Origin of the sequence: Agrobacterium sp. MCAB5, from assembly GCF_052114365.1 — a bacterium.
GTDB lineage: Bacteria > Pseudomonadota > Alphaproteobacteria > Rhizobiales > Rhizobiaceae > Agrobacterium > Agrobacterium tumefaciens.
On record NZ_JBFREP010000115.1, the window covers coordinates 1 to 675 of the forward strand.

Below are 675 nucleotides of genomic sequence, written 5' to 3' on the forward strand. Positions count from 1 at the left end.
GCGCAACGCCGCATCGTTCTCCATCATGCCCTGATAGGCATAGGACGTGCCACCCGATGTAAAGCTTGCCGCCGACATATCCGTCCACAGCGCATCGCCACGGGCGGCCAGGATCGGCGTGATCTGCAGGCCGCTATCCATCGTGAAGGTGCGCTTCCATTCGGCTTCGGTGGAAAGACGCGTATAGTTTCCTTCAAGCCCGTTGAACCGCGAATAGCCTCCAAGCGCGTAGGCATCCTGTTTCTGGCGGGTGATGCTGGTCAGGTTGGTGGTCAGCGAAAGTTCGCCGCCATAGATCGGATCCGGTACGAAATAACGGTAGTCGACAACCGGATGAACGATGGCCTGCTTGCGTTCGTTGGATTCGTTGTTGTCCGTATCCTGAACGTTGAAATAATAGCCGCGGGCATCGAAGCTGTTCCGCTCGCCTGCGCCAGCCAAATAGATCTGATTGGTCTGGACGTCGTTCTTGTAACCCTTCAGCCCATAGGTACGCGAAAAGTTGTTGTCGGTCTGCACCATGGCATCCCAACCGAACGCCCAGCGCGGATTGATGGAGAAGTGACCCTTGCTGGCAATCATGCCGCGATTGTCGTTGAGGGCGTCACTGGTTCCGGCAGTAAATGTATCGGACTTCAGCTGGCTGATGCCGGCGACGGTCACGGTGTGCATGCC

At 57.2% G+C, this 675-nt stretch carries 1 protein-coding gene; it reads right to left on the bottom strand.

Annotated features, from left to right (window positions below):
• On the bottom strand, nucleotides 1-675 hold a 675-nt coding region (gene lptD / locus AB4Z23_RS27665; RefSeq protein ID WP_441361204.1), incomplete at both ends, for an LPS assembly protein LptD.